At 66.6% G+C, this 22,029-nt stretch carries 19 protein-coding genes; 9 read left to right on the top strand and 10 right to left on the bottom strand.

Annotated features, from left to right (window positions below; all coding sequences use genetic code 11):
* Positions 1-8: 8 nt before the first annotated feature.
* Together putA and DM450_RS21365 are read left to right on the top strand one after the other, a co-directional pair.
* A complete protein-coding gene (putA, locus tag DM450_RS21370) occupies positions 9-3,602 on the top strand; it encodes a trifunctional transcriptional regulator/proline dehydrogenase/L-glutamate gamma-semialdehyde dehydrogenase (protein ID WP_142638931.1) in 3,594 nt (1,197 codons plus the stop codon).
* Between the two features lie 384 nt (positions 3,603-3,986).
* Positions 3,987-4,535, top strand: a complete 549-nt coding sequence (locus tag DM450_RS21365; RefSeq protein WP_142638930.1) for a dihydrofolate reductase family protein — start codon at positions 3,987-3,989, stop codon at positions 4,533-4,535.
* Positions 4,536-4,551: 16 nt separating this feature from the next.
* Here DM450_RS21365 and DM450_RS21360 read toward each other — a convergent pair whose 3' ends face one another.
* On the bottom strand, positions 4,552-5,760 hold the full coding sequence (locus DM450_RS21360) for an MFS transporter (protein WP_142638929.1): 1,209 nt from the start codon (positions 5,758-5,760) through the stop codon (positions 4,552-4,554).
* A 140-nt stretch (positions 5,761-5,900) separates the two neighbouring features.
* On the opposite strand from DM450_RS21360, the gene DM450_RS21355 reads away from it, so the two are divergent.
* From DM450_RS21355 to DM450_RS21345, 3 genes are all read left to right on the top strand, one after another.
* Entirely contained in the window at positions 5,901-6,665 is a 765-nt protein-coding gene (locus DM450_RS21355) for a hypothetical protein (RefSeq protein WP_142639486.1), read from the top strand.
* A gap of 102 nt (positions 6,666-6,767) precedes the next feature.
* Positions 6,768-7,907: a GNAT family N-acetyltransferase gene (locus tag DM450_RS21350; RefSeq protein ID WP_142638928.1), complete on the top strand. Its 1,140-nt coding sequence runs from the start codon at positions 6,768-6,770 to the stop codon at positions 7,905-7,907.
* Positions 7,904-8,731, top strand: coding sequence for a proline dehydrogenase (locus DM450_RS21345; RefSeq protein WP_142638927.1), 828 nt, complete (start codon positions 7,904-7,906; stop codon positions 8,729-8,731). The genes DM450_RS21350 and DM450_RS21345 overlap by 4 nt, the downstream gene beginning before the upstream one ends.
* 7 nt (positions 8,732-8,738) lie before the next feature.
* On the opposite strand, the gene DM450_RS21340 is transcribed toward DM450_RS21345, so the two are convergent.
* Genes DM450_RS21340 through cobA form a run of 5 tightly spaced genes read right to left on the bottom strand, consistent with a single transcriptional unit; the run spans position 8,739 to position 12,713 of the window.
* A complete protein-coding gene (locus DM450_RS21340; RefSeq protein ID WP_142638926.1) occupies positions 8,739-9,539 on the bottom strand; it encodes a phosphoadenylyl-sulfate reductase in 801 nt (266 codons plus the stop codon).
* A 49-nt stretch (positions 9,540-9,588) separates the two neighbouring features.
* On the bottom strand, positions 9,589-10,020 hold the full coding sequence (locus DM450_RS21335; protein WP_142638925.1) for a DUF934 domain-containing protein: 432 nt from the start codon (positions 10,018-10,020) through the stop codon (positions 9,589-9,591).
* Positions 10,013-11,647 carry a nitrite/sulfite reductase gene (locus DM450_RS21330; RefSeq protein WP_142638924.1) on the bottom strand — a complete coding sequence of 545 codons (1,635 nt, stop codon included), beginning with the start codon at positions 11,645-11,647 and terminating at the stop codon, positions 10,013-10,015. Before DM450_RS21330 ends, DM450_RS21335 begins: the two co-directional genes overlap by 8 nt.
* The gene (locus DM450_RS21325) at positions 11,647-11,943 is read right to left on the bottom strand and encodes a DUF2849 domain-containing protein (protein ID WP_142638923.1); all 297 of its coding nucleotides are present in this window, start codon (positions 11,941-11,943) and stop codon (positions 11,647-11,649) included. Before DM450_RS21325 ends, DM450_RS21330 begins: the two co-directional genes overlap by 1 nt.
* Positions 11,940-12,713, bottom strand: coding sequence for a uroporphyrinogen-III C-methyltransferase (cobA, locus tag DM450_RS21320; RefSeq protein WP_142638922.1), 774 nt, complete (start codon positions 12,711-12,713; stop codon positions 11,940-11,942). Before cobA ends, DM450_RS21325 begins: the two co-directional genes overlap by 4 nt.
* A 571-nt stretch (positions 12,714-13,284) precedes the next feature.
* Between cobA and DM450_RS21315 the strand changes: the two genes are divergently transcribed.
* On the top strand, positions 13,285-13,992 hold the full coding sequence (locus DM450_RS21315) for a helix-turn-helix domain-containing protein (protein ID WP_142638921.1): 708 nt from the start codon (positions 13,285-13,287) through the stop codon (positions 13,990-13,992).
* Positions 13,993-14,285: 293 nt separating this feature from the next.
* On the top strand, positions 14,286-15,233 hold the full coding sequence (locus DM450_RS21310; protein ID WP_260610475.1) for a GGDEF domain-containing protein: 948 nt from the start codon (positions 14,286-14,288) through the stop codon (positions 15,231-15,233).
* Here DM450_RS21310 and metC read toward each other — a convergent pair.
* On the bottom strand, positions 15,201-16,421 hold the full coding sequence (gene metC / locus DM450_RS21305) for a cystathionine beta-lyase (protein WP_142638919.1): 1,221 nt from the start codon (positions 16,419-16,421) through the stop codon (positions 15,201-15,203). The genes DM450_RS21310 and metC overlap by 33 nt on opposite strands.
* Before the next feature lie 89 nt (positions 16,422-16,510).
* On the bottom strand, positions 16,511-17,935 hold the full coding sequence (locus DM450_RS21300) for a hypothetical protein (protein ID WP_142638918.1): 1,425 nt from the start codon (positions 17,933-17,935) through the stop codon (positions 16,511-16,513).
* Between the two features lie 206 nt (positions 17,936-18,141).
* Between DM450_RS21300 and queF the strand changes: the two genes are divergently transcribed.
* Positions 18,142-18,603: a preQ(1) synthase gene (queF, locus tag DM450_RS21295; RefSeq protein ID WP_142638917.1), complete on the top strand. Its 462-nt coding sequence runs from the start codon at positions 18,142-18,144 to the stop codon at positions 18,601-18,603.
* A gap of 148 nt (positions 18,604-18,751) precedes the next feature.
* Here the strand turns inward: queF and DM450_RS21290 are convergent, their stop codons facing one another.
* Positions 18,752-19,006, bottom strand: a complete 255-nt coding sequence (locus DM450_RS21290) for a hypothetical protein (protein WP_142638916.1) — start codon at positions 19,004-19,006, stop codon at positions 18,752-18,754.
* Positions 19,007-19,124: 118 nt separating this feature from the next.
* Here DM450_RS21290 and DM450_RS21285 point away from each other — a divergent pair, with 118 nt between their 5' ends.
* On the top strand, positions 19,125-20,690 hold the full coding sequence (locus DM450_RS21285; protein WP_142638915.1) for a bifunctional GNAT family N-acetyltransferase/carbon-nitrogen hydrolase family protein: 1,566 nt from the start codon (positions 19,125-19,127) through the stop codon (positions 20,688-20,690).
* A gap of 13 nt (positions 20,691-20,703) precedes the next feature.
* Here DM450_RS21285 and DM450_RS21280 read toward each other — a convergent pair whose 3' ends face one another.
* Complete coding sequence (locus DM450_RS21280) at positions 20,704-21,993, bottom strand: HD-GYP domain-containing protein (RefSeq protein ID WP_142638914.1); 1,290 nt, start codon at positions 21,991-21,993, stop codon at positions 20,704-20,706.
* Positions 21,994-22,029: the final 36 nt, after the last annotated feature.

Below are 22,029 nucleotides of genomic sequence, written 5' to 3'. Positions count from 1 at the left end.
CTGCGCACATGACCCAGACCGCGCCTTTTGCCGCTTTCGCTCCTGCCGTTCGTGAACCCACCGAACTGCGCCGTGCCATCACCGCTGCCTATCGCAGGGACGAGGCCGAATGCATGGCCCCGCTGCTGGCCGCCGCGACGCTGCCCGACGCCACCCGCGCCGCAGTTCGTGCGACCGCCAGCAACCTCGTCACTACGCTGCGCGCCAATCACAAGGGGACCGGTGTCGAGGGGCTGGTGCAGGAATACTCGCTGTCGAGCGAGGAGGGCGTCGCGCTCATGTGTCTGGCCGAGGCGCTGCTGCGCATTCCCGACGATGCCACCCGCGACGCGCTGATCCGCGACAAGATTGCCGGCGGCGACTGGGGCGCACACCTTGGCAAGGGCAAGTCGCTGTTCGTCAATGCCGCCACCTGGGGCCTTGTCGTTACCGGCAAGCTGGTCGGTTCGGTGGACGACAAGGGCCTTGGCGCCGCGCTGACGCGCCTTGTCGCGCGTGCCGGTGAGCCGGTGATCCGCCGCGGCGTCGACATGGCAATGCGCCTGATGGGCGAACAGTTCGTCACCGGCGAAACCATCGACGAAGCGGTGAAGCGTGCCCGCGAACTGGAAGCGCAGGGCTTCCAGTACAGCTATGACATGCTGGGCGAAGCGGCGACGACGGCGGCCGACGCGGACCGCTACAACACCGACTACGTCAACGCGATCCACGCCATCGGTAAGGCCAGCGCCGGGCGCGGCGTCTATGGCGGCCCCGGCATCTCGATCAAGCTTTCCGCCCTCCACCCGCGCTATGTCCGCGCGCAGGCGAGCCGCGTGATGGGCGAACTGCTGCCGCGCGTGAAGGCGCTGGCGGTGATCGCCAAGGGCTACGACATCGGCCTCAACATCGATGCCGAGGAAGCGGACCGTCTCGAACTCTCGCTCGACCTGCTGGAGAGTCTGGCGCTCGATCCCGATCTGGCAGGCTGGGACGGCCTCGGCTTCGTGGTGCAGGCCTATGGAAAGCGCTGCCCCTATGTGCTGGACTGGATCATCGATCTGGCCCGCCGCGCCGGCCGTCGCATGATGGTGCGTCTGGTCAAGGGTGCCTACTGGGATGCCGAGATTAAGCGCGCGCAAGTCGATGGCCTTGCCGATTTCCCGGTGTTCACCCGCAAGGTTCATACCGACGTGTCCTACGTCGCCTGCGCGCAGAAGCTGCTGGCCGCGCCGGACGCTGTGTTCCCGCAGTTCGCCACCCACAACGCGCAGACGCTGGCGACGATCTACCAGCTTGCCGGGCCGGACTTTGCCATCGGCAAGTACGAGTTCCAGTGCCTGCACGGCATGGGCGAGCCGCTCTATTCGCAGGTTGTCGGCAAGGATAAGCTCGACCGTCCCTGCCGCATCTACGCGCCGGTCGGCACGCATGAGACGCTGCTGGCCTACCTTGTGCGCCGCCTGCTGGAGAACGGCGCGAACTCCTCGTTCGTGAATCGCATTGCCGATCCGGCGGTGCCGGTGGAGGAGATGGTTGCCGATCCGGTCGACGTGGTCCGTGCCATGCCGCACCCCGGCGCGCGCCATAGCGAGATTGCCGCACCTGCCGGTCTCTACACCGGCCGCCGCAACTCGGCCGGTATCGATCTGGCCGACGAGACGGCGCTCACCGCGCTGACCGCCGCGCTTCAGGCTTCCGTGACGCGCGAATGGTTCGCCATGCCCGCCAATGCGCAGGGCAAGGTGCGGGACGTGCTGAACCCCGCCGACCACCGCGACGTGGTGGGCAAGGTGATGGAAGTGGCGCCCGCAGCCGCCGCCGTCATGGTCGCGCGTGCTGCCATCAGCCGCTGGGGCGGTACGCCGGTGTCCGACCGCGCCGCCATGCTCGATGCCGCCGCCGACGCGATGCAGGCGCGGATCGGTGAGCTGATGGGCCTGGTCATCCGCGAAGCCGGCAAGTCCGCCGCCAACGCCATTGCCGAAGTGCGCGAGGCGATCGACTTCCTGCGCTATTATGCGCAACAGGCTCGCGCGACGTTCGGGGTCGAGCAAGTCGCCCTTGGCCCGGTGGTCTGCATCAGCCCGTGGAACTTCCCGCTGGCGATCTTCGCCGGGCAGGTTGCCGCCGCGCTCGTCGCCGGCAACACCGTGCTGGCCAAGCCCGCCGAAGAGACCCCGCTGATCGCCGCCGAAGCCGTGCGCATCCTGCACGAAGCCGGCGTTCCGGCCGACGCGCTGCAACTGGTTCCGGGCGACGGCAAGGTCGGCGCCGCGCTTGTGGCCGCGCCGCAGGTGGCCGCCGTCATGTTCACGGGCTCGACCGAAGTCGCCCGCCTGATCCAGAAGCAGCTTGCCGGTCGCACGTCGGCGGATGGCCGCGCCATTCCGCTGATTGCCGAGACCGGCGGCCAGAACGCGATGATCGTCGATTCCTCCGCGCTCGCAGAGCAGGTGGTGGCGGACGTCATCGCGTCGGCTTTCGACTCCGCCGGTCAGCGCTGCTCGGCGCTGCGCGTGCTGTGCCTTCAGGAAGACGTGGCCGACCGCACCTTGAAGATGCTGAAGGGCGCGCTCGCCGAACTCTCGGTCGGCAACACCCAGACGCTGGCGACCGACATCGGTCCCGTCATCACCGCAGAGGCGCAGACCAATATCGCTGCGCATATCGAGACGATGAAGGCGCGCGGCTGCAAGGTGGAGCAAGTGGCGATCCCCGCCGACTGCGCGCGGGGTACTTTCGTCGCGCCCACCATCGTCGAGATCGACAGCATCGCCCAGCTTGGCAGTGAGGTCTTTGGCCCCGTGCTCCACGTCGTCCGCTTCCGCCGCGACGATCTGCCGGGCCTGATCGATGCGATCAACGGCACCGGCTACGGCCTGACCTTCGGCCTGCACACCCGTCTCGACGCCACGGTCGAGCGCGTCACTTCGGCGGTGAAGGCGGGCAACCTCTACGTCAACCGCAACACCATCGGCGCCGTCGTCGGCGTGCAGCCGTTCGGCGGGCGCGGGCTTTCGGGTACCGGCCCCAAGGCGGGCGGCCCGCTTTATCTCGGCCGTCTGGTCACCAAGGCACCCGAAGTGCTCGGCCCGGCAGGACATGGCGCGCCGCTGGTGGAGGCCTTCGCCGCGTGGCTGGAGAGCGTGGGCGAGGCGAGCGCGGCTGCCCAGGCGCGCAAGATCGGTGCGGCATCCGCGCTCGGCACCGAGACCGAGCTGACCGGCCCGGTGGGTGAGCGCAACCTCTACGCGCTGCATCCGCGCGGCCGCGTGCTGCTGCGCCCGGCGACCCGCGCGGGCCTCTTCGCGCAGATGGCGGCGGTGCTCGCCACCGGCAACACCGCGACGGTCGAGGGCATGGCGGTTCCCGGCGGCCTGCCTGCCGGGATCGAGGCGCGCTTCCACCTCCACGCCGGTGAAGCCTTCGCGGCCTGCCTTGTGGAAGGGGATGCCGAGGCCGTGCGCGCGGCCTGCGAGGCCGTGGCCGAACTGCCGGGGCCGATCGTGCCGGTGCATGTCAGTGCCGGACCCAATGGCGCCTGGCTGCTGGAGGAGGTGTCCACCTCGATCAACACCACGGCGGCGGGCGGCAATGCCAGCCTGATGATGATCGGCTGAGGCGCGGCGTCATTGCTGCGATTCGGGCAGGCCGCTCCCTTCGCAGGGGGCGGCCTGCTGTCGTTTGAACGGCGCATTCGCGGCCAGCAGGCTGGGCTGGTTGACACAGTTGACACGGTCCACGGCAAAAAAGTCCGGGCTGTCACCTTGTCCCTCATCGAGAGGCCAAGCCGTTCAAACTGAACATGAAAGATTCGTCGTTCGGAGCATGGCGGCAGCCTGCCAGAACATGGCTAGGTAGGAAAACGATAGTCCCCCGCAACAATCGCCGCACCCCGTTCTGCGACCGACTCGTCCTTGTTCTTTCCGATTCCGGATATGGGCATTCTTCACAAGTAGGCGGCGAGCCACCACAGGAGTATGGTGTCTAGCGGAGAAATACCTATGGGCAGGATGATCGTAGAGGCCGCCACGAGCATCGACGGCTATTGGGTCGATGCCGAAGGCGTCAGCGTTTTTCCCATCGATGCGCAGCGCCGCGCTCGCATGGTGGCGCGTCTGTCGCAGTCCTGCGGGGCCGTGGTCATGAGCGCAAAGGCCTTTGCCGCCGCCGGCGAGCCGGACTGGTATGCCGACAACTACGAGCTTCAGGTACCGATCTTCGTGGTGACCGAGCGCGTTCCGGTGCCCGCCCCGCGCGAAAATGCGCGGCTGCGCTTTCATTTTCTGCCTGATTTTGCCTCGGCGCTGGCGGCGGCCGAGCGCGAGGCGGGGGACAAGGCGGTGCTGGTCATCGGTGGCGCCCGCACGGTGACTGCTGCGCTCAGCACCGGCAGGACCGACGAGATCTGGCTCCACGTCATGGCGCGCACGCTTGGCAGGGGCGCTCCTCTGTTCGACGAGGACATGCCTTTCGCGGACTATTTTGTGTCCGAGATGGAGAATACCCCCAGCGCCGTCCACATGCGGCTGGAGCGGCGCTGCCAGGCCTGATCGGGCAGCAACGGTTTCAGGCGCAGGCGGGCACCGCGTCGAGTTCCACCCCCCGCTTGTGATGCACCAGCGTCAGCAGGAAGATTGCCAGACCGCCGAGCGACAGGCCCGCGCCGATCCAGCCGGTGGAGGTAAGCCCCCACCCTGCCGAGATGGCCAGGCCGCCCAGCCACGGCCCCAGCGCGTTGGCGAAGTTGAAGGCGCTGTGGTGCGCGGCGGCGGCAAGCGCCTGCGCCTCGCCGGCCACGTCCATCAGGCGGGTCTGGAGGATCGTGCCGAGCCCGCCGGAGAAACCGACCATCAGGATCACCGGGATCAGCGACCACAGGCTTCCCGCGGCGAAGGGGAACAGGGCAAGGCTGAAGGCGCTGAACAGCAGGGCGCCGATGGCGGCACGGCTCTGTGCGCGGTCCGCGGCCCAGGCCCAGAACAGGTTGCCCACGGTCATGCCCACCCCGAATACCGCAAGCACAACCGGGACGAGCCCTTCCGACACCTTGGTAACTTCGATCATCGTCGAGGCAACATACGTATAGACCGCGAAGAGCCCGCCAAAGCCGATGGCGCCGGTCAGCAGCGTCAGCAGCACTTGCGGGCGGCGCAGCGCGCTGAGTTCGCGCGCGGCGCTGGCGCCTGCGGCGGGCGGCTGATGGGGAGCGAACAGCGCGACCGATGCCATCGTCATCAGCGCCAGCACCGAAACCACCGCAAAGCCCGCGCGCCAGCCCAGCGCCTGCCCCAGCCAGTTGGCGGCCGGCACCCCGATGATGGTGGCGACAGTCAATCCGGACATGACCATGGCCACGGCCTGGGCGCGGCGGTTCTCCGCCACCATCGAGGCCGCCACCAGCGCGGCGACGCCGAAGTAGGCGCCGTGCGGCAGTCCGGAAAGGAACCGGAACGCGATCAGCATCGGGTAGCTCGGTGCCAGCGCCGAAAGCCCGTTGCCCAGCGCAAACAGCGCCATCAGCCCGATCAGCAATGCCCGGCGGCCCATCCTGGCGGCCAGCACGGCGATGATCGGCGCGCCGACAAAGACGCCCAGCGCATAGGCGCTGATCGCGTGGCCTGCCTGCGGCTCGGTCAGGTGCAGGTCGCGCGCGAAATAGGGCACGAGGCTCATCGCCGCGAATTCGGTGGTCCCGATCGCGAAGGCACCCATCGCCAGCGCAAAGGTGACGAGGGCAGGGTGAGTATGGACGGTCTTGTTAAGCTGATCGGTCATGTTGCACTGCAATATTGGGGGCATTTGGCACTTAGTGGAGCCCGGCGCAAAGCCAAGGGATGATGTGTGTGCGTTTTTTGCACCTGAAAATTCGCGGCTTGCAACTGGGGGAGCGGGAGCCCGGTTACGTCCTCCAGGATATGAAGCAGGAAAATCAGGCCGGCACGGTCCTCAGCAAGGTTCCCGAGGTCACGCTTGGCTTCTGGATCATCAAGATTTTTGCAACAACGCTGGGTGAGACCGGCGGCGATACGCTGTCGATGACCTGCGACATGGGATACCTGCTCAGCAGCCTTGTCTTTGTGGTGCCGCTGGTCGTGCTGGTGCTGCTGCAGGTGCGCGCGCGAGGGTTCATCCGCTGGCTCTACTGGGCGACCATCATCGCTTCGACCACGGCCGGGACGACGATGGCCGATTTCGCGACGCGCTCGCTGGGGATCGGCTATCTCGGCGGCTCGTTGCTGCTGGGGGCGCTGGTCATGGCATCGCTGCTGACCTGGAAGCACGTGACGGGGACGATCGCGGTCGAAAGCATCGTCTCGGCGCGGGCGGAGTGGTTCTACTGGATCACGATCACCTTTTCGCAAACCCTGGGGACCGCGCTGGGAGACTGGGCGGCCGATGACGGCGGGCTGGGCTATCTTGGCGGCGCCGCGCTGTTCGGCGGATCGCTGGCGGCGCTGGAGGTGCTGCGCAGGTGTTCGCCGGTAAGCCCGGTGCTGCTGTTCTGGGCGGCCTTTGTCCTGACCCGGCCGCTGGGGGCGACGCTGGGCGATTTCCTCGACAAGCCGCTTGCGCATGGCGGGCTGGACCTCAGTCGACCCTGGGCAAGTTCTCTCCTCGCCTGCGCCATCGTGGTCATGGTGGCGGTCCTGCCGCAGCGTGCGGGCAGGCATCCCGGCTGATCCGGGACAAGGACGGGAGGTTGCGCAGATTTTAACTTCGGATAAGCAGATTTGCGCTATTCTCTTCGAGGGCTGCGAGATAGCCGCGAGGGGAACGAGGCCATGCGTCACGATGCATCGGTGGCCGAAGGAGTGGGCGAAGCATTGCTGGGGGCGCTGTCCGGCCTTGCAAAGTCGGTAAACGGCGCGCGTTCCCGCCAGGTTTCCGGCGTCGCCGACGAGGACTGGCGGGGGCTGGAACGGCACGCGCGGTTGCCTTCACAGCTTCTCGCGTTTCACGAAGCCTTGCGTGTGACGATGCTGGCAGGGCGCGTTGGCCTGCTTGCCCGGGTGCGCGATCACGGGCGTACGGTCGCGCTGCTGCCGCTCTGCCGCCGTCGTGGATGGATGTCGCGCTGGCATGCCGCCGGGGAACGCCAGGTCTACGAGCCGGTGGACGCCCTCTACCGTGACGGGGCGGCGGTCGCGGCCTTGGGCCGCGAACTTGCGCGGCTGCGGCGCCCCTTGCGGTTGGAACGCATCCCGGAGGATTCGCTGCTGGTCGGCGCGCTGCGGGCGGCGATGAAGGGCAGGGGCGTGCTGGTGATCCGGCCGGCCACCGGCTGCCCGACGATCGCGATCGAGCCCGGTGGCGGCGACCCCGAAACCCGCTTCAATGCCGGGCGGCGTTCCGACTTTCGCCGTGCCCGGCGCAAGGCGGACGCCGAAGGGGCGGTCACGTTCGAGCTGCACGCGCCCTCGCGAGAGCAATTCGGCACGCTGTTCGACGAGGCCATGGAAATAGAGCGTCGCGGCTGGAAGGGCGATGCCGGCACGGCATTGGCGTGCGATCCGGTGAAGGCGGCGTTCTTTCGCGATTTTCTGGGCCGCGCCAGCGATGAAGGGGCCTGCCGCATCGCCTTCATGCGGATCGACGGCAAGGCTGTCGCGACACAGCTCGCGGTGGAGTTCCAGCAGCGCTACTGGCTGTTCAAGATCGGTTTCGACCGTGCGTTCTCTCGGGTTTCGCCCGGCAACCTGCTGATGCTTCACGCGCTGAGCGATGCCACCGCGCGCGGACTGCTCGGCATCGAGCTGCTGGGTGAAGTGGAGCCCTGGATCATCGAGGGGTGGACGCGGGAAGCGATCGCCTGTCTCCGGTTGCAGACCTATCCGTTCAATCTCCACGGCCTCGCCGCGCTGGTGGCGGAGGCGGGCAACTGGGTGTGGCAGCGGCGACCGGGACGCAGGGTTCCCGCATGAGCGCAGGACTGGGCACAAGGCTGCGCACCGGATTGTCGCGCACGGTCGAGGCGCTGGCGCCCGCGCCGGACGCGGCTGCGGCGGCGAGGGCGGCGCTTGCCCTTCAAGCGCGCGGCATGGCTGCCACGCTCAGTTATTTCCCGGCATGGGACGGAGAGCCAGAGGGCATCATCGCAGCCGGTGAAGCGTTGTCCGCGGCGCTGGGCGAAGGGGCTCCCGGTACGTGCCTTGCCATCAAGGCATCGCCGCTGCATTTCGACAAGGACCTGCTGCGCGCCGTGGCCAGTCCCGCGGCATCGGCGGGCATGACGGTGGTGTTTGATGCACTCACCCACGTTCAGGCCGGGCCGACGCTGGATCTGGTCGAGTGGATGGCCCAGGCCTACGGCGCCAGCGGCGCCGCGCTGCCCGTGCGCTGGCGGCGCAGCCTTGCCGATGCCGAACGGCTGCGCGAAACGCCGGTGCGTCTCCGCCTGGTCAAGGGCGAGTGGCCCGACCCCGAGGGGGACGCCGGCGAACCGGGGCAGGCTTACCTCAATCTCGTGCGCATGCTCGCGGGCCGCAAGGCGCCGGTGGGTGTCGCCACGCACGATCCGGCGCTTGCCCGCGCCGCGCTGGAGATCCTGAAACCCTCGGGAACGCCTTGCGAACTGGAGCAATTGCGCGGCTTGCCGATGAAGCGCAGCACCGCGGTCGCGGCGCGGCTCGGCGTGCCGGTACGGCTCTATTGGCCATTCGGCCCCGGCTGGTGGCCCTATGCCGCCGAGAAGCTGATCGAGCGTCCCTACCTGCTGAAGTGGTGGGTTGCCGATCGCCTCGGTTGAGGCTGGGTCAGAGATCCAGATCGAATTCGGGAGCGCTCTGGCCGGTGCGGTCTGACGGGAGGGCGACGTGGATGCCGCACTCGGTCTTGTCGAACCCGCGCCAGCGGCCCGAACGCGGGTCTTCGCCGGGTGCGACCTTGCTCGTGCAGGGCATGCAGCCGATCGAGGGATAGCCCTGTGCCACCAGCGGGTGCGGCGGCAGGTCGTGCTCGGCGATATAGGCGGCGAGGCGCTCGGGCGACCAGTCGATCAGGGGGTTGATCTTGAGGCGGCCCTGCGTGTCGCTGGTGTCGATCTCGAAGCGGGGCAGCGTGGCGCGGGCCGAGTTCTGGAAGGCCTTGCGACCGGTGAACGAGGCGTCGTAACCCAGCAGCGCCTTTTCCAGCGGCTTGACCTTGCGGATCTCGCAGCAACCGTCGGGGTCGTAGGACCAGCGCAGCCCGTTCTCGTCCTTCTTCGCCAGTTCCGCAGCGTCGGGGACGAGGTTGATGAGGTTGGTCAGGCCGAGACGCTCGACCAGCAGGTCCCGGTAGGCGAGCGTCTCGGGAAAGTGCTTTCCGGTCTCCAGAAACAGCACCGGCACGGAAGGGTCGACCGCGGCCAGCAGGTGCAGCAGCACCGCGCTTTCGGCGCCGAAGCTCGATACCGTCGTGACGTCGCCCGCCATGCCTTCCTTGAGCAGCGTCTCGAGCATCTCGCTCGTGTCGGTGCCGCGGAACAGGCGGTTGAGCCGCACGGCATCGGCCTCGTCGAAACGAGGACCGGTGTCGATGCGGTCGCGGATACGGGTCACTTCGGTATGAGTCATCGGGTGGTCCCTTTTGACGGCGGTTTTCCGGTTGCTCTGGAGCGGAAAATCAGCCGTGGCGCTTGGCCCAGATCGCCGGGCGACCGTCAACGGCGGTGGCCTGGTAGACGTTTTCCCAACGGTCGAACGCGGTGCGGGCGTCCTGATCGTTGAGCGCCTTGTCGGGCGCGAAGGCATCGAAGCCGCAGCGCTTGAGGTGATGGAGCATGTCGATCACGAGATCGCCCACGGCGCGCATCTCGCCCTGGTAGCCCGCTTCGCGCAGGATACGGGCGGAGGAGTAACCGCGCCCGTCGGTCCAGGCCGGGAAGCTGACTTCCACCAGCGAGAGACGGTCCAGATGCGGCAGCAGGTCGCGCGCATCGTCGCCCGGCTCGATGCGCACGGCGGTGGCGTTGGTCTGCGCGGCGAAGGCATCGACGGTCACCGCCGGATCGTTGACCGCTTCGTCTTCACGGAAGCGGAATTGGACTTCAACCATAGATCGCTTCCTTGAACGGAGCCATGCCGATACGGCGATAGGTGTCGAGGAAGCGTTCCTCGCCCTGCTTGTTGGCGAGATAGACCTGCGTGGCCTTTTCGATGGCATCGACCACGCCGTCCTCGGTGAAACCGGGGCCGGTGATCTGGCCGAGCGAGGTATCCGCGCCCTCGCTGCCGCCGAGCAGGAGCTGGTAGTTTTCCAGACCCTTCTTGTCGACGCCGAGGATGCCGATGTGGCCCGCGTGGTGGTGGCCGCAGGCATTGATGCAGCCGGAAATCTTCAGCTTCAGCTCGCCGATCTCGGCCTGACGCTCGGCACTGCCGAAACGCTCGGAGATCTTCTGGGCCACCGGGATCGAGCGGGCATTGGCCAGCGCGCAATAGTCGAGGCCGGGGCAGGCGATGATGTCGCCCACGGTGTCGAGATTGGCGGTGGCAAGGCCCGCTTCGTCCAGCGCCTGCCACACGGTGTAGAGGTCGGCCTTCTTCACGTGCGGGAAGACGATGTTCTGGGCGTGGGTCACGCGCAGTTCGTCGAAGCTGTAGTCCTTGGCCAGCTGCGCCATCAGGCGGATCTGGTCGGCGCTGGCGTCACCGGGGATGCCGCCCACGGGCTTCAGCGAAACCGTGGCGATCACATAGCCTGCCTGCTTGTGGGCATGCGTGTTGCGTTCCACCCAGAGGCGGAAGTCGGGATCGGTCAGGTCCAGATCGTCCGAAGCGCCGGCTTCGAAGCCGGGATCGACGAAGTGCGCCTTGATGCGCTCCAGCTCGGCCAGCGGCGGCTCGATCGGCTGGGTCAGCAGGTGCGCGAACTCTTCCTCGACCTGGCGGACATATTCGTCGCGGCCCAGTTCGTGGACGAGGATCTTGATGCGCGCCTTGTACTTGTTGTCGCGGCGGCCATAGCGGTTGTAGACGCGCAGGCAGGCCTCGGCATACGTGATCAGCTGGTCCAGCGGCACGAAATCGCGGATCAGCGGGGCGATCATCGGGGTGCGGCCCATGCCGCCGCCGGCGTAGAACCGGGCGCCGATCTCGCCCGCGTCGTTACGCACCATCTTGATGCCGATGTCGTGCAGGCGCATCGCCGCGCGGTCGGTTTCCGAGGCGATGACGGCGATCTTGAACTTGCGCGGCAGCACCAGGAATTCCGGGTGGAAGCTGGACCACTGGCGCAGCAGTTCGGCATAAGGGCGCGGATCGACGATTTCTTCCGCAGCCGCGCCCGCATACTGGTCGGACGAGATGTTGCGGATGCAGTTGCCGCTGGTCTGGATGGCATGCATCTCCACCTTGGCGAGTTCGGCCAGGATGTCGGGCGTGTCTTCCAGCTTGATCCAGTTGTACTGGATGTTCTGGCGGGTGGTGAAGTGGCCGTAGCCGCGGTCATACTTGTCCGCGATATCGCCCAGCAGCGTCATCTGCGCGGAATTCAGCGTGCCATAGGGCACCGCGACGCGCAGCATGTAGGCGTGAAGCTGGAGGTAGAGGCCGTTCTGCAGGCGCAGCGGCTTGAACTGGTCTTCGGTCAGGTCGCCGGCAAGGCGGCGGCGCACCTGGTCGCGGAATTCCGCGACGCGCGTATCGACCATCTGCTGGTCGTATTCGTCGTACTTGTACATCAGATTACCCAGTCTGCGGCTGCGGGGTCGGAGGGCTTCAGCGTCAGGTCGAGGCGGACGGTCGGCCCGAGGGCGCGGATGCGCTCCTTGATATGGGCGGGGCGGACGCCTTCTTCGGTCTTCGCACCGTCGACGACATAGGCGCCGACGACATTGCGGGCCCCTTCCTCACGCGCGGCAAGGGCGGCGCCATGGTCGCCGACATCGGCGGAATCGTTGACATCCAGCGACCAGCTTACGCCGGTCCACCAGATGACCGCCCCGGTCTTGAGGTCGTTGCCCGTCAGGATCTTCACTGTTGTACTGCCTCCAGCGCTGTTGCGCTTACGATGGTGTCGGGCTGCGCGGTGACAGCACCGATGACGATGAGCGCGGGGCTGGCCACCCGTTCCCGCTCAACAAGCTCTGCAAGGCCGGCAAGCGACGCGCGCAGTACGCGCATGTCGCCGCGCGTGGCCTTTTCGATCACCGCGACGGGAACCTCGGGGGTCAGGCCGTCCGCAATCAGCTTTTCGGTGATCTGGGCGGCGGTCGCAAGGCCCATGAAGATCACCAGCGTCCGGCCCTTGCCGGCAAGGCCGGACCAGTCCTGATCGGTCAGGCCCTTGCACTGGCCCGCAACGAAGCTGACGATCGAGGCGTGGTCGCGGTGCGTCAGCGGGATCTGCGCGGCGGCGGCGGCGCCCAGCGCGGACGAGATGCCGGGCACCACTTCCACCGGAACCCCGGCGGCGCGGCAGGCTTCGGCTTCCTCGCCCCCGCGGCCGAACACGAAGGGATCGCCGCCCTTCAGGCGCACGACGTCATGGCCGGCCAGCGCCTCGCGCACGAGGAGGGCGTTGATCTCCTCCTGCTTCATGGTGTGACGCGAGCGGGCCTTGGCCACCGAGATCAGGCGCGCGGAGGGGCGCGCCATCGACAGGATCGCCGGATCGACCAGCCCGTCGTGCACGATCAGCGCGGCGTTCATCACCAGCCGCGCGGCGCGCAGGGTAAGCAGATCGGGATCGCCGGGGCCGGCGCCGACCAGGAAGACTCGTCCGGGAGAGGCGGGATTCGCTTGCATGATGGCGCACATGATACCGCAAGACCGGGGATACCAGCCAGAATGGCTTTGCAGGCAGAAAGGGAGGGTTTTAGGGGTATGAGCGGAGCGCGATTTTGTCCGGTTTTGGCCGGAATTTCGGGTTTCGTGCGTTTTGTCGGGGCGTTTGTGCACGTTAAGTCGCGGCATCTGCTATTATTAACTATGTGCGCCATGTCGTGACCGGTTCGTGACGGCATGGCGAGGGGTGAGTGACGATGATTCGAGGAAAGGCGGATGGCTATCCGTAGTAATTGAAGCCGCTTTTGATGCGGAATTGATCTTCGCATCGATGAACATGGCGTGGATACGAACGCATTGGTCGTATCGGAGGTCTTAACGGACTTCTCGACCTGACCCGTTCTGCGTATACATCCACTGTGGGTTACGACATTTTTCCAGATGTCGCTGTCGTGGGTGGATCGAACGGGTTGGCGCTCCAATTCGGCCGGGCCGAGCAGATCGGGCCGCTCCGGATAGGGAGGGTATTAGTCGGCGCGCTAACCGAATCTTAACCCAGGGAGGGGATTTTCTGCCTCCTGGAGAATGCGCAATGCCCATCGAGGCACATTTCGAAGTTAACCCCGAGGCTGCCGCATTCGTCGGCGATCGCGCCCGTGCGCCTCGTCGCAAGCTGATGCTGGAGACCCAGGGGGCCAGTTCGTCAGGGGCAGAAATGCCCGTTCTCATCCACAACTTCTCCGAAAGCGGGCTCCTGCTTGAAAGCGCCACGGCGCTGGCCGTGGGAGACACGATCGAGCTCGAACTGCCCGAAGCGGGGCAGACGCCGGCTCGGGTGATCTGGACCAGCGGCAACCTCTACGGCTGCGCGTTCGACCGGATCCTGCCGAAATCGGCACTGAGCGCGGCGCAACTGCGCAGTGCCGTCCAGCCGGGCATAGCGCTGGGCGATCAGTCCGGCGCGGGCGAGACATCCGGTAATGCGCCTGCGGCCATCGGCGGCGAAAGCCTGGGCGAGCGGTTGCATCGCCTGCGCAAGGAGCGCGGCTTCACGCAAGGCGAACTCGCGGCCCGTCTGGGTGTCAGCAAGCCCACGGTCTGGGCCTGGGAGCAGGGCCGTGCCCGTCCGATCGAGGAGCGGCTTGAGGCCATCGCCCGCGAATTGGGCGTCAATATCGCGGATCTGCGCCCGGGACGAACCGTGGCGGGACTGCCCGAGCTCATCGCGCGTTGCCGCGAGCAGATCGCGGCAGCGGTGGAAACCACGCCGGACAAGATCCGCATCATGATTGAACTGTGACCGGGGGCATTGCGGGCATCCGTCCGGCGGTGCCCGCAAATTCTCTGGCCGGCTTGAAATGTTGATGGTAAATATCGGAATAACAAGAATTTATTTCTATAAAGGTTGAATAACAGAACTAATCCGCCTTTCAGTTAAGGCGTTGTTCGGGTCGTTGCGGGGGGCGTTCGAATGGTGGGTGTATCAACTCATTTTTATGGGTGTGTATCTGCTGGTCGGCTCACTCTGATGGCTGCTTGTTCCTTGGGGTCGTTTCGCGGCCCAATGGCACTGGGGCACTTTTGAGTATGGGAATGGAATTCACATTCCGGGAGTCGTGGACACTTTTCGGCCTGCTGGCCGAGACGACCTCGGATATCATTCTCAAGACCGATCTGCAGGGCTGCATCGTGCAGGCCTCGTCCGGTATTGCCCGGCTCGGGGTGCGTATCGATCCGGCCGTCACCGGTCCGCACTTGCTGGATGTCGTCTCGGATTCTGCGCGCGCCGCAGTGGCCGAGGCGCTCGACGCGGCACTCGCCGGCGCGCAGACCGGCAACTGGGTCGAATTTCCCGCGATCAGCCTTGACGAGCGCGATACCTGGTACGAATTGCAGGCGCGGGCGCTGCTCGATGATGCAGGCGTGGTCTATGGCGCCCTGGCGGTAATGCGCAGCATCGACGAGAAGCGTGTGCTGAAGGACCAGCTGTTCGCCGCGACCTACACGGATCCGCTGACCCGGCTGACCAACCGGGCGGCCTTCATCTCCATGCTCGAACACATGATCGACACGCAGATGGATGGCTGCCTGGCGATGTTCTCGATCGATTTTTTCCGCACCATCAACATGAAGTACGGCCAGCATACCGGCGACGACGTGCTGCGCGTGTTTGCCGACCTGCTGCGCGAGATGCTGCGCAGCGACGACCTTATCTCGCGGATCGGTTCGGAGCGTTTTGCCGTGCTGCTGCCGCGCACCAGCCCGGAACAGGCGCAGGCGATCTGCAGCCGTGTGGTGGCGACGCTGGCGGACTTGCGGCAGACCGTAGGCGAAAGTCGCATGGCGATCACCGCCAGCGGCAGTGTCGCGCGGATCGGCGACAGTCTCGACAGCACGATCGAGCGCGCGGAACTCGCGCTGTTCTTCGCCAAGGCGAAAGGGCGCAACCGGCTTGAGATGGAAAAGCCGCGTGCGGTGCAGATGCAGCCGGACGCGGCTCTTTCCGGATCAGCCCTGTCCCATCGCTTCCAGAGCCTGTGAGATATCGGCGATAAGGTCGCCGGCATCTTCCAGCCCGATGGAGAAGCGCACGCCGTAGACGTCGGCGGGATTTTCCGCTTCCGGCGGCCAGGGCATGATGGAGCGATAGCCAGCCGGTGCGATGGGGATGCACAGGCTTTCGAAGCCGCCCCATGAATAGCCGATCCCGAACAGCTTCAGCGCATCGACGAAGCGGTTGCGCCGGGCCATCGTCACGTCCTTGAACACCACGCTCATCAGCCCGCTGCCGCCGGTGAAATCGCGCCGCCACAGGTCATGCCCGGGGGCGCCCGGCAGCATCGGGCAGAGCACTTGCGCGACTTCGGGGCGCTGGGACAGGAACTGGGCGATCTTCAGGGCGGTCTCGGTGCCTTGCGTGAGGCGGACGCCCAGCGTGCGCAGGCCGCGCAGCGCCAGCGCGGCATCGTCGGGAGAGACGATATTGCCGAGCTGCTGGGCGCGTTCACGCAGCTTGCCGTAGAGTTCCGCCCCGGCGCTGGCCGAGCCCATCATCAGGTCCGAATGGCCGCCGACATGCTTGGTCAGCGCCATCACCACGACGTCCGCGCCCTTGGTCAGTCCCTGGAAGCCGAGCGGGCTGGCCCAGGTATTGTCGAGTACCGAGAGTGCGCCCTTTTCGCGGGCGATGCGGGTCAGCGCGGGCACGTCGCAGACTTCCATCGACAGGCTGCCGGGCACTTCCAGCATCACCGCGCGGGTCTTTGTCGTGAAGGCGGCCTCATAGGCGGCAAGGTCGAGCGGATCGAAGAACCGGGTGGTGACGCCGAAGTCGGTCAGCAGGCCGAGGCCCATCGAACGGGTCGGGTCATAGGCATTGTCGGTGATGAGCAGTTCGTCGCCGGGGCGCAGCAGGGTGAGCATGACACCGACGATGGCTGCAACACCCGAAGGGTAGATCACCGTGCCTGCCGCGCCGGGTTCGAGCTGGGTGAGCGCATCGCAGAGCGCCCATTGCGTCGGCGCGCCGCGGCGGCCGTAGAAGAAGCGGCCGTCCTCATTGTGGCGCGGCCCTTCGGCCAGCGCGGCGGTATTTTCGTAGAGGTGCGTGCTGGCGCGCCAGACCGGGGGATTGACGACCGCGCCGGTCCAGTCCTTGCGGCGCCCGCCGGCAACGAGCTTGGTTGCGGGGGACAGGTCGCCGATATTTTCGAAATCGCTCAAGGGAATCTCCGCAAAATCCGCCCCTGGCGGATTTCAAATCGCACTTTGGGGAGCGTGACCCTAGACGCGGCGATCCGAGCGGTCGAGGGGCTGCGTCACTCCGCTGCTTGCGGAACGCCGCCTGCTGGCGCGGGCCCGGCATGGGAGCGGGCGCCGACGATCTCGCGGGCCTGGATCGGTGCATGGTCACGCGGGCCGGTGTCGATACGCAGGGGGGCAAGGCCTGCACCTTCGCCGGGTTGGCCGAGCGAGAACACGCGCCGCTCGATCGACCCGTCGGGCAGAGCGACAAACAGTCGCAGCAGCGGCACGAACAGCGTCGCATTGCCCTGCCGCAACGGGCGGATGGCATTGAGCGGAAGCTGGATTTCCCCCTTCACTTCGCGCGTTTCGCCCGGTGCAAGAGCATCGAAACGGTGGCGGACCGGGATCGAGGCGGGATCGGGGGCGAGTTGCTCGGCCTGCGAGAGCGAGGCGTGGGCGGAGATCATGTCCGCCGCGATCACCGCGCCTTCGGGAATACCGTCGGCCGGCGCGGTCAGCGCGGCGCGGTAGACCAGTGTCGCATAGACCAGCGACTGCCGCATCAGCACGGTTTCAAGAGCGATTTCCGGCTTTTCAATGTCGGCGGGAGAGGGCGCGAGGGGAGGCGTGGTGGTCGCGGCTGGAACCTGTGCAGGGACCAGCAGCGGTGCGAGCAGCGGATTGGCGCGCGGCGGGGCGGCAGGTGTGACAGGTGTAACGGGCACCGTCGTGGCCGCTTCGGCCTTGGGCTGAGCGGGCGCGGTGATGACGGGGCCTGTCGGCACCTTTGTGGCGGGTGCGACCTCCGCTTCGGGTGCCTGGGCAGTATCGCCGACTTCGGGTTCCGGCTCCGGCTCCGGCTCCAGGCCGGCCTCTGTCCAGGCCGTTGCCGGGGTAGCGCGACGGCGCAACAGGGCGAACACGCCGCCCGCTGCCAGCAGCAGCGCGACCGGGATTGCCAGCCACCATTCCGGCCAGTGATTTGACGGTGCGGCAGTCGGCTCGGTTTTGGGGGCATCGGCCGCGGCGAGGCTCGGCGTCGCTGCGAGCGGCGATGCCGAAGGCGCGGGCTGGGCGGCGGGCGGGGCTGGTGTCGGGGCCGGGGCCGGAGCCGGAGCCGGATTCGGGGTCGGGGCCGCCGGGCTTGTGCCCGCGCGCGGGGCAGGCGCGTCGGTGCGGCGAGCCGCTTCACCGGCGGGCGCGGTTGGTTTTGCGGCGGGCTTCTCCGGTGCCCTGGCCGTCGGAGTGCCGATCGCCGGGGGCGGCGGCGCAGGCAGCGTGACCTTCGTGCTGGGCGTTTCCTCGGGCGTATTGGCGGGGCGCGTGACGACCGGATTTTGCGAATCGACCGGGCCGGCAGGGCGCGCCGGGGCCTGCGTGGAATCGGCGCCGGGCTGAAGGCTCCATGTCGCCTGTGCCAGTGCGGGCGTCGTGCCCGCGACGAGAAGGACGCCCGCCAGCGCCGCCGTTGTAGAAAGAGTAGCCGTCCTGATCATCTTGCCCCGCATCATCCCTTCAGTGCGGAAGCCTTCGCGCGCTGAACCTTGTCTTAATGGAGGTCGCATATAGTCCATCGGCGCGATGAGGCGAGGGGCATCATAGCCGAATTGCGGCCCGGCTAGAAGGGCGCCGATGGCTCGCCAGCCCCCGGATGGGGCGCCAAGCCTTGAAGGAAGCAGGGCGGGCAATTATCAAGGCGCTCATGACCGACACATCCATCGCTCCGCTGCATCTCGGCCAGAACGTGCCGCTGCCCACCTCGCCCGAGGAGGCCGTGCTCGATTACGTTCCCAATCCGCGCCAGGGCAGCCTCTATCTGGTGCGTTTTGCCGCGCCGGAATTCACCTCGCTCTGCCCGGTCACCGGCCAGCCCGATTTTGCGCATCTCGTGATCGATTATGCGCCCGGCGAGACCATCGTCGAATCCAAGAGCCTCAAGCTGTTCCTCGGCTCGTTCCGCAACCACAACGGGTTCCACGAGGATGTGACGGTCGGCATCGGCCAGCGTCTGTTCGACGAGATGAAGCCGCGCTGGCTGCGCATCGGCGGCTACTGGTATCCGCGCGGCGGCATTCCGATCGACGTGTTCTGGCAGTCCGGCACGGCGCCGGAAGGCCTGTGGGTTCCCGATCAGGGCGTTCAGGGCTACCGCGGCCGGGGCTGAGCTTTCCCGATTGCCGATGAAACGGGAGCGCCGGTCTGTTCCGGCGCTCCCGTATTCCCCGATCTTTCCCTCCAGACGGCCTTGCTGGCCGTTTCCCCGGAAGTCCGCGTCGGGCGACGTTGGCCTTGGCTCCTCTCCAAGCCGTACCTTAGCGTAGACTGTTGATTTTCGAGAGATCGATCGACCTGCTGCCCAGAGCGGCCAATTGCCGCGTGGTCAGGCACTGGGCCTGCACGGTGGGAGCATCCGCCCCCAGTGCCACGTCCGAGCCCAGCGCCTCTTCCAGCCGCGCGGCGCAGGCGGCACGGGTCGGAAAGGTCTGCACGGGAACGGCGAGGCGCTGGCAGGCAGAGCCGTCGTCGCTGCAGCCGAACAGGGCAAGGGCGATGAGAGTGGTGCTCAAGTCTCTCTCCTTTCATCCCAAAGAACGGCAAAGACGCCGGAAATATCCCGTGAGGGCGCGAAAAAAGAGTCGCCGCCAGGGCTGGAACCCTCCGCCGTCCCGCGCGTAAGGTTGCTCCATGGACCAGATCAAAGCCAAGCTCATCATTCGTCCCGCCACCGTCGCCGACGCTCCCGCCATCGCCCGCCTCTCCAGCAAGGTCTACGGCACCGCCGATGCCTTCACCCGCGCGGAGATTCGGGGGCAGGTGATCAATTTCCCCGAAGGCCAGTTCGTGGCCGAGTACGAGGGCAAGGTGGTTGGGCACTGCGCGACGATGATCGTCACGGCCGATCAGGCCTTCCGTCCGCATACCTGGGAGGAGATCAGCAATGGCGGTTATGGCCGCCCGCCGGCCGACGATGGCGACGTGCTCTATGGTTTCGAGGTCTGCGTCGATCCCGATTACCGGCGCCTGCGCATCGGCCAGCGTCTCTATCGCAAGCGCAAGGAAGTCTGCCAGTATTTCGAGCTCAAGGGCATCGCCTTCGCCGGCCGGATGCCCGGCTATTCCCGCCGCAAGCGCCAGTATCCGAACCCGGCGGACTACCTGGAGGCGGTGAAGAACAAGAAGGTCCGTGACGCCGTCATCCAGTTCCAGATGAACGAGGGGTACGAGCCGCGCGGGATCCTGCCGGACTATATCCCGAACGACAAGGAAAGCGGCGGCAACGCCGTGATCATGTACTGGACCAACCCGCTTGCCCCGCGCGATACCGGCAAGGCCATCCCGGGTTTCAAGGAACGCGTGCCCTCCAGCGTGCGCGTTGCCACCGTGCAGTTCATGATGCGCAAGATCGAGACGATCGACCAGTTCGAGGAGCAGGTCGAATACTGGATCGACGTGGCTTCGGATTACGAGAGCGACTTCGTGGTGTTCCCGGAGCTTTTCACGCTGGAACTGCTCTCGATCGAGGAAACCAAGCTGGAACCCGCCGCCGCCATCGAGAAGATCGCGGACTACACAACGCGTTTCGTGGAATTCATGCAGCGCATGGCGGTCAGCTACAATATCAACGTGATCGGCGGCTCGCACCCCACCCGTGTGAAGCTGGGCGGGGGCAAGAGCGAGATCCGCAACATCGCCTATACCTTCCTGCGCGACGGCGCGGTGCATGAGACGCAGAAGCTGCACCCCACTCCGTCCGAGCGCAAGTGGTGGAACATCAAGGGCGGTTACGGCGCCAATGTGATCCCCACCGACTGCGGGCCGATCGGCGTGATGATCTGCTATGACAGCGAGTTCCCCGAACTCTCCCGCCACCTCGTCAACCAGGGCGCGCTGATGCTGTTCGTGCCGTTCTGCACCGACGAGCGGCGGGGCTTCCTGCGCGTGCGCTACTGCTGCCAGGCGCGTGCGGTGGAGAACCAGTGCTACGTCGTCACCTCCGGTGTTGTCGGCAACCTGCCGAACGTGGAGAACATGGACGTCCACTACGCCGAAAGCGCGATCCTGACGCCTTCGGACTTCCCCTTCGCGCGGGACGGCGTGGCGGCGGATACGGCGCCCAATACCGAGACGATCGCGATTGCCGATCTCAGCCTCGATGCACTGCTGACCGCGCGCCAGTCCGGCGCGGTGCAGAACCTCAAGGACCGCCGGTTCGATCTCTACCGCGTCGAATGGACCCAGCAGCCGGGCTGACGCGGCGCTGGCGTCAAAGGGTGCGCTGCAGGGTCGCCAATACCTTTTCACGCAAGGCGGTAGCCGATGGCAGGCCGTGGCTTTCGAGGTCGGCGATGCCGTCGATGGCATCCTCGCCGAAGCAATGACCGAGCGGAATGGTGTGTCCAGCGACATGGCGGCCCATCGCGGTGGAAAAGAAGGCATGGACGACAGGGAGTTCGGGCGCCTCGGGGTCCTGATCGACGACCATCGCGATCCGGCCGCTGCGCAGCGTGACAAAGGTGCCGATCGGGTAGACGCCCAGCGATTCCACGAAGCGGGCAACGATCTTCGCGTCGAAGCGCTCCGGCTGGCTCTCCATGTCGCGCAGCACTTGCGCCGGGTCGAGTGGAATTCCGGTGAGCGCGCCGCCGACGGCGAGGTCGAAATGGTCGCAGATCGCCGCCATGCGCGAAAACAGGTCGAGGTCGCCGCCCGCGACCATGAATTCGCTGCCTGCATTGGCGACGGATTCGTGGTGACGCGAGACGGCCCGAAGCACTTCGCCCGGCATGTCGCCCGCCGCCTCCAGCAACTGGCGCCCCACGACGGTGTGACGGGCCCACAGTTCGGCGGGGACCTCGCTGGCGATGCCCATGCCTTCGGAAAATTCGATGTCGAGCTGGCTGACGCCGACGTCGAGCAGGAGCCCGGCCAGTCCGGCGAGGCGGGATTCTCCGGGCGGCAGGCGCATCTGGCGGGCGAGCGAGACCATCAGCGCGCTGGTCGCCAGCATGTGGCGATAGATCGGTTCGTTTTCCGACTTGCAGCGCATCAGGCCGGAAAAGGCATAGGGATTTCTCTCTATGGAGGCGTGGATGTCCTCGACTACCGGTGCCACTTCGACCACGCGGGGGGCTTTGCCGAGCCGGGCTTCGAGGAAGACCCTGGAGATGACCTTGCGCGATTTGCCTGCCACCAGCCGGGCATTGCCGAATTCACGGGTGATCGGAATCGGGCCGGAGCGCAGCGCAGCACCGTTGGCGACCGGCGATCCGCGTAGCGGAGGCATGACCCGGCGCGGTGCGGGGCGCATGCGGAGCGGTCCGGACGGGGCTGCGGCAACGGCCATTTCCGCTTCGGCAGGAGTGTTTACATCGATACCGCGTTCGGTATCGATGATCACGGCGTCGATCTCGCTGGCCCTCACGATGTCCAGCCGCTCGCGATCGTCCACCACGAAATTGGCGCGCCAGAACGGATGGCGCAGCCAGTTGCCCTGGAACGACTGGATGTACATTCCCATTTCGACTTGCGACGGCAATATGCGCTTGAGAACCATTCCAAACCCGCGAGTGGAGGAGCCTACTTCGCGGAT

This window comes from Sphingomonas sp. IC081 (genome assembly GCF_006874585.1).
Classification (GTDB): Bacteria; Pseudomonadota; Alphaproteobacteria; order Sphingomonadales; family Sphingomonadaceae; genus Novosphingobium.
The sequence above is the reverse complement of the archived record's forward strand: the minus strand, read 5'-3'. Positions and strand labels throughout refer to the sequence as shown.

Coding starts and splice junctions, on each gene's coding strand:
- DM450_RS21365 (WP_142638930.1), top strand. CDS start 3,987: ATGGGCAGGATGATCGTAGAGGCCGCCACGAGCATCGACGGCTATTGG.
- DM450_RS21345 (WP_142638927.1), top strand. CDS start 7,904: ATGAGCGCAGGACTGGGCACAAGGCTGCGCACCGGATTGTCGCGCACG.
- cobA (WP_142638922.1), bottom strand. CDS start 12,713: ATGCAAGCGAATCCCGCCTCTCCCGGACGAGTCTTCCTGGTCGGCGCC.
- DM450_RS21360 (WP_142638929.1), bottom strand. CDS start 5,760: ATGACCGATCAGCTTAACAAGACCGTCCATACTCACCCTGCCCTCGTC.
- DM450_RS21310 (WP_260610475.1), top strand. CDS start 14,286: ATGGAATTCACATTCCGGGAGTCGTGGACACTTTTCGGCCTGCTGGCC.
- queF (WP_142638917.1), top strand. CDS start 18,142: ATGACCGACACATCCATCGCTCCGCTGCATCTCGGCCAGAACGTGCCG.
- DM450_RS21300 (WP_142638918.1), bottom strand. CDS start 17,935: ATGATCAGGACGGCTACTCTTTCTACAACGGCGGCGCTGGCGGGCGTC.
- DM450_RS21350 (WP_142638928.1), top strand. CDS start 6,768: ATGCGTCACGATGCATCGGTGGCCGAAGGAGTGGGCGAAGCATTGCTG.
- DM450_RS21315 (WP_142638921.1), top strand. CDS start 13,285: ATGCCCATCGAGGCACATTTCGAAGTTAACCCCGAGGCTGCCGCATTC.
- DM450_RS21335 (WP_142638925.1), bottom strand. CDS start 10,020: ATGGTTGAAGTCCAATTCCGCTTCCGTGAAGACGAAGCGGTCAACGAT.
- DM450_RS21330 (WP_142638924.1), bottom strand. CDS start 11,647: ATGTACAAGTACGACGAATACGACCAGCAGATGGTCGATACGCGCGTC.
- DM450_RS21355 (WP_142639486.1), top strand. CDS start 5,901: ATGAAGCAGGAAAATCAGGCCGGCACGGTCCTCAGCAAGGTTCCCGAG.
- DM450_RS21280 (WP_142638914.1), bottom strand. CDS start 21,993: ATGGTTCTCAAGCGCATATTGCCGTCGCAAGTCGAAATGGGAATGTAC.
- putA (WP_142638931.1), top strand. CDS start 9: ATGACCCAGACCGCGCCTTTTGCCGCTTTCGCTCCTGCCGTTCGTGAA.
- DM450_RS21340 (WP_142638926.1), bottom strand. CDS start 9,539: ATGACTCATACCGAAGTGACCCGTATCCGCGACCGCATCGACACCGGT.
- DM450_RS21285 (WP_142638915.1), top strand. CDS start 19,125: ATGGACCAGATCAAAGCCAAGCTCATCATTCGTCCCGCCACCGTCGCC.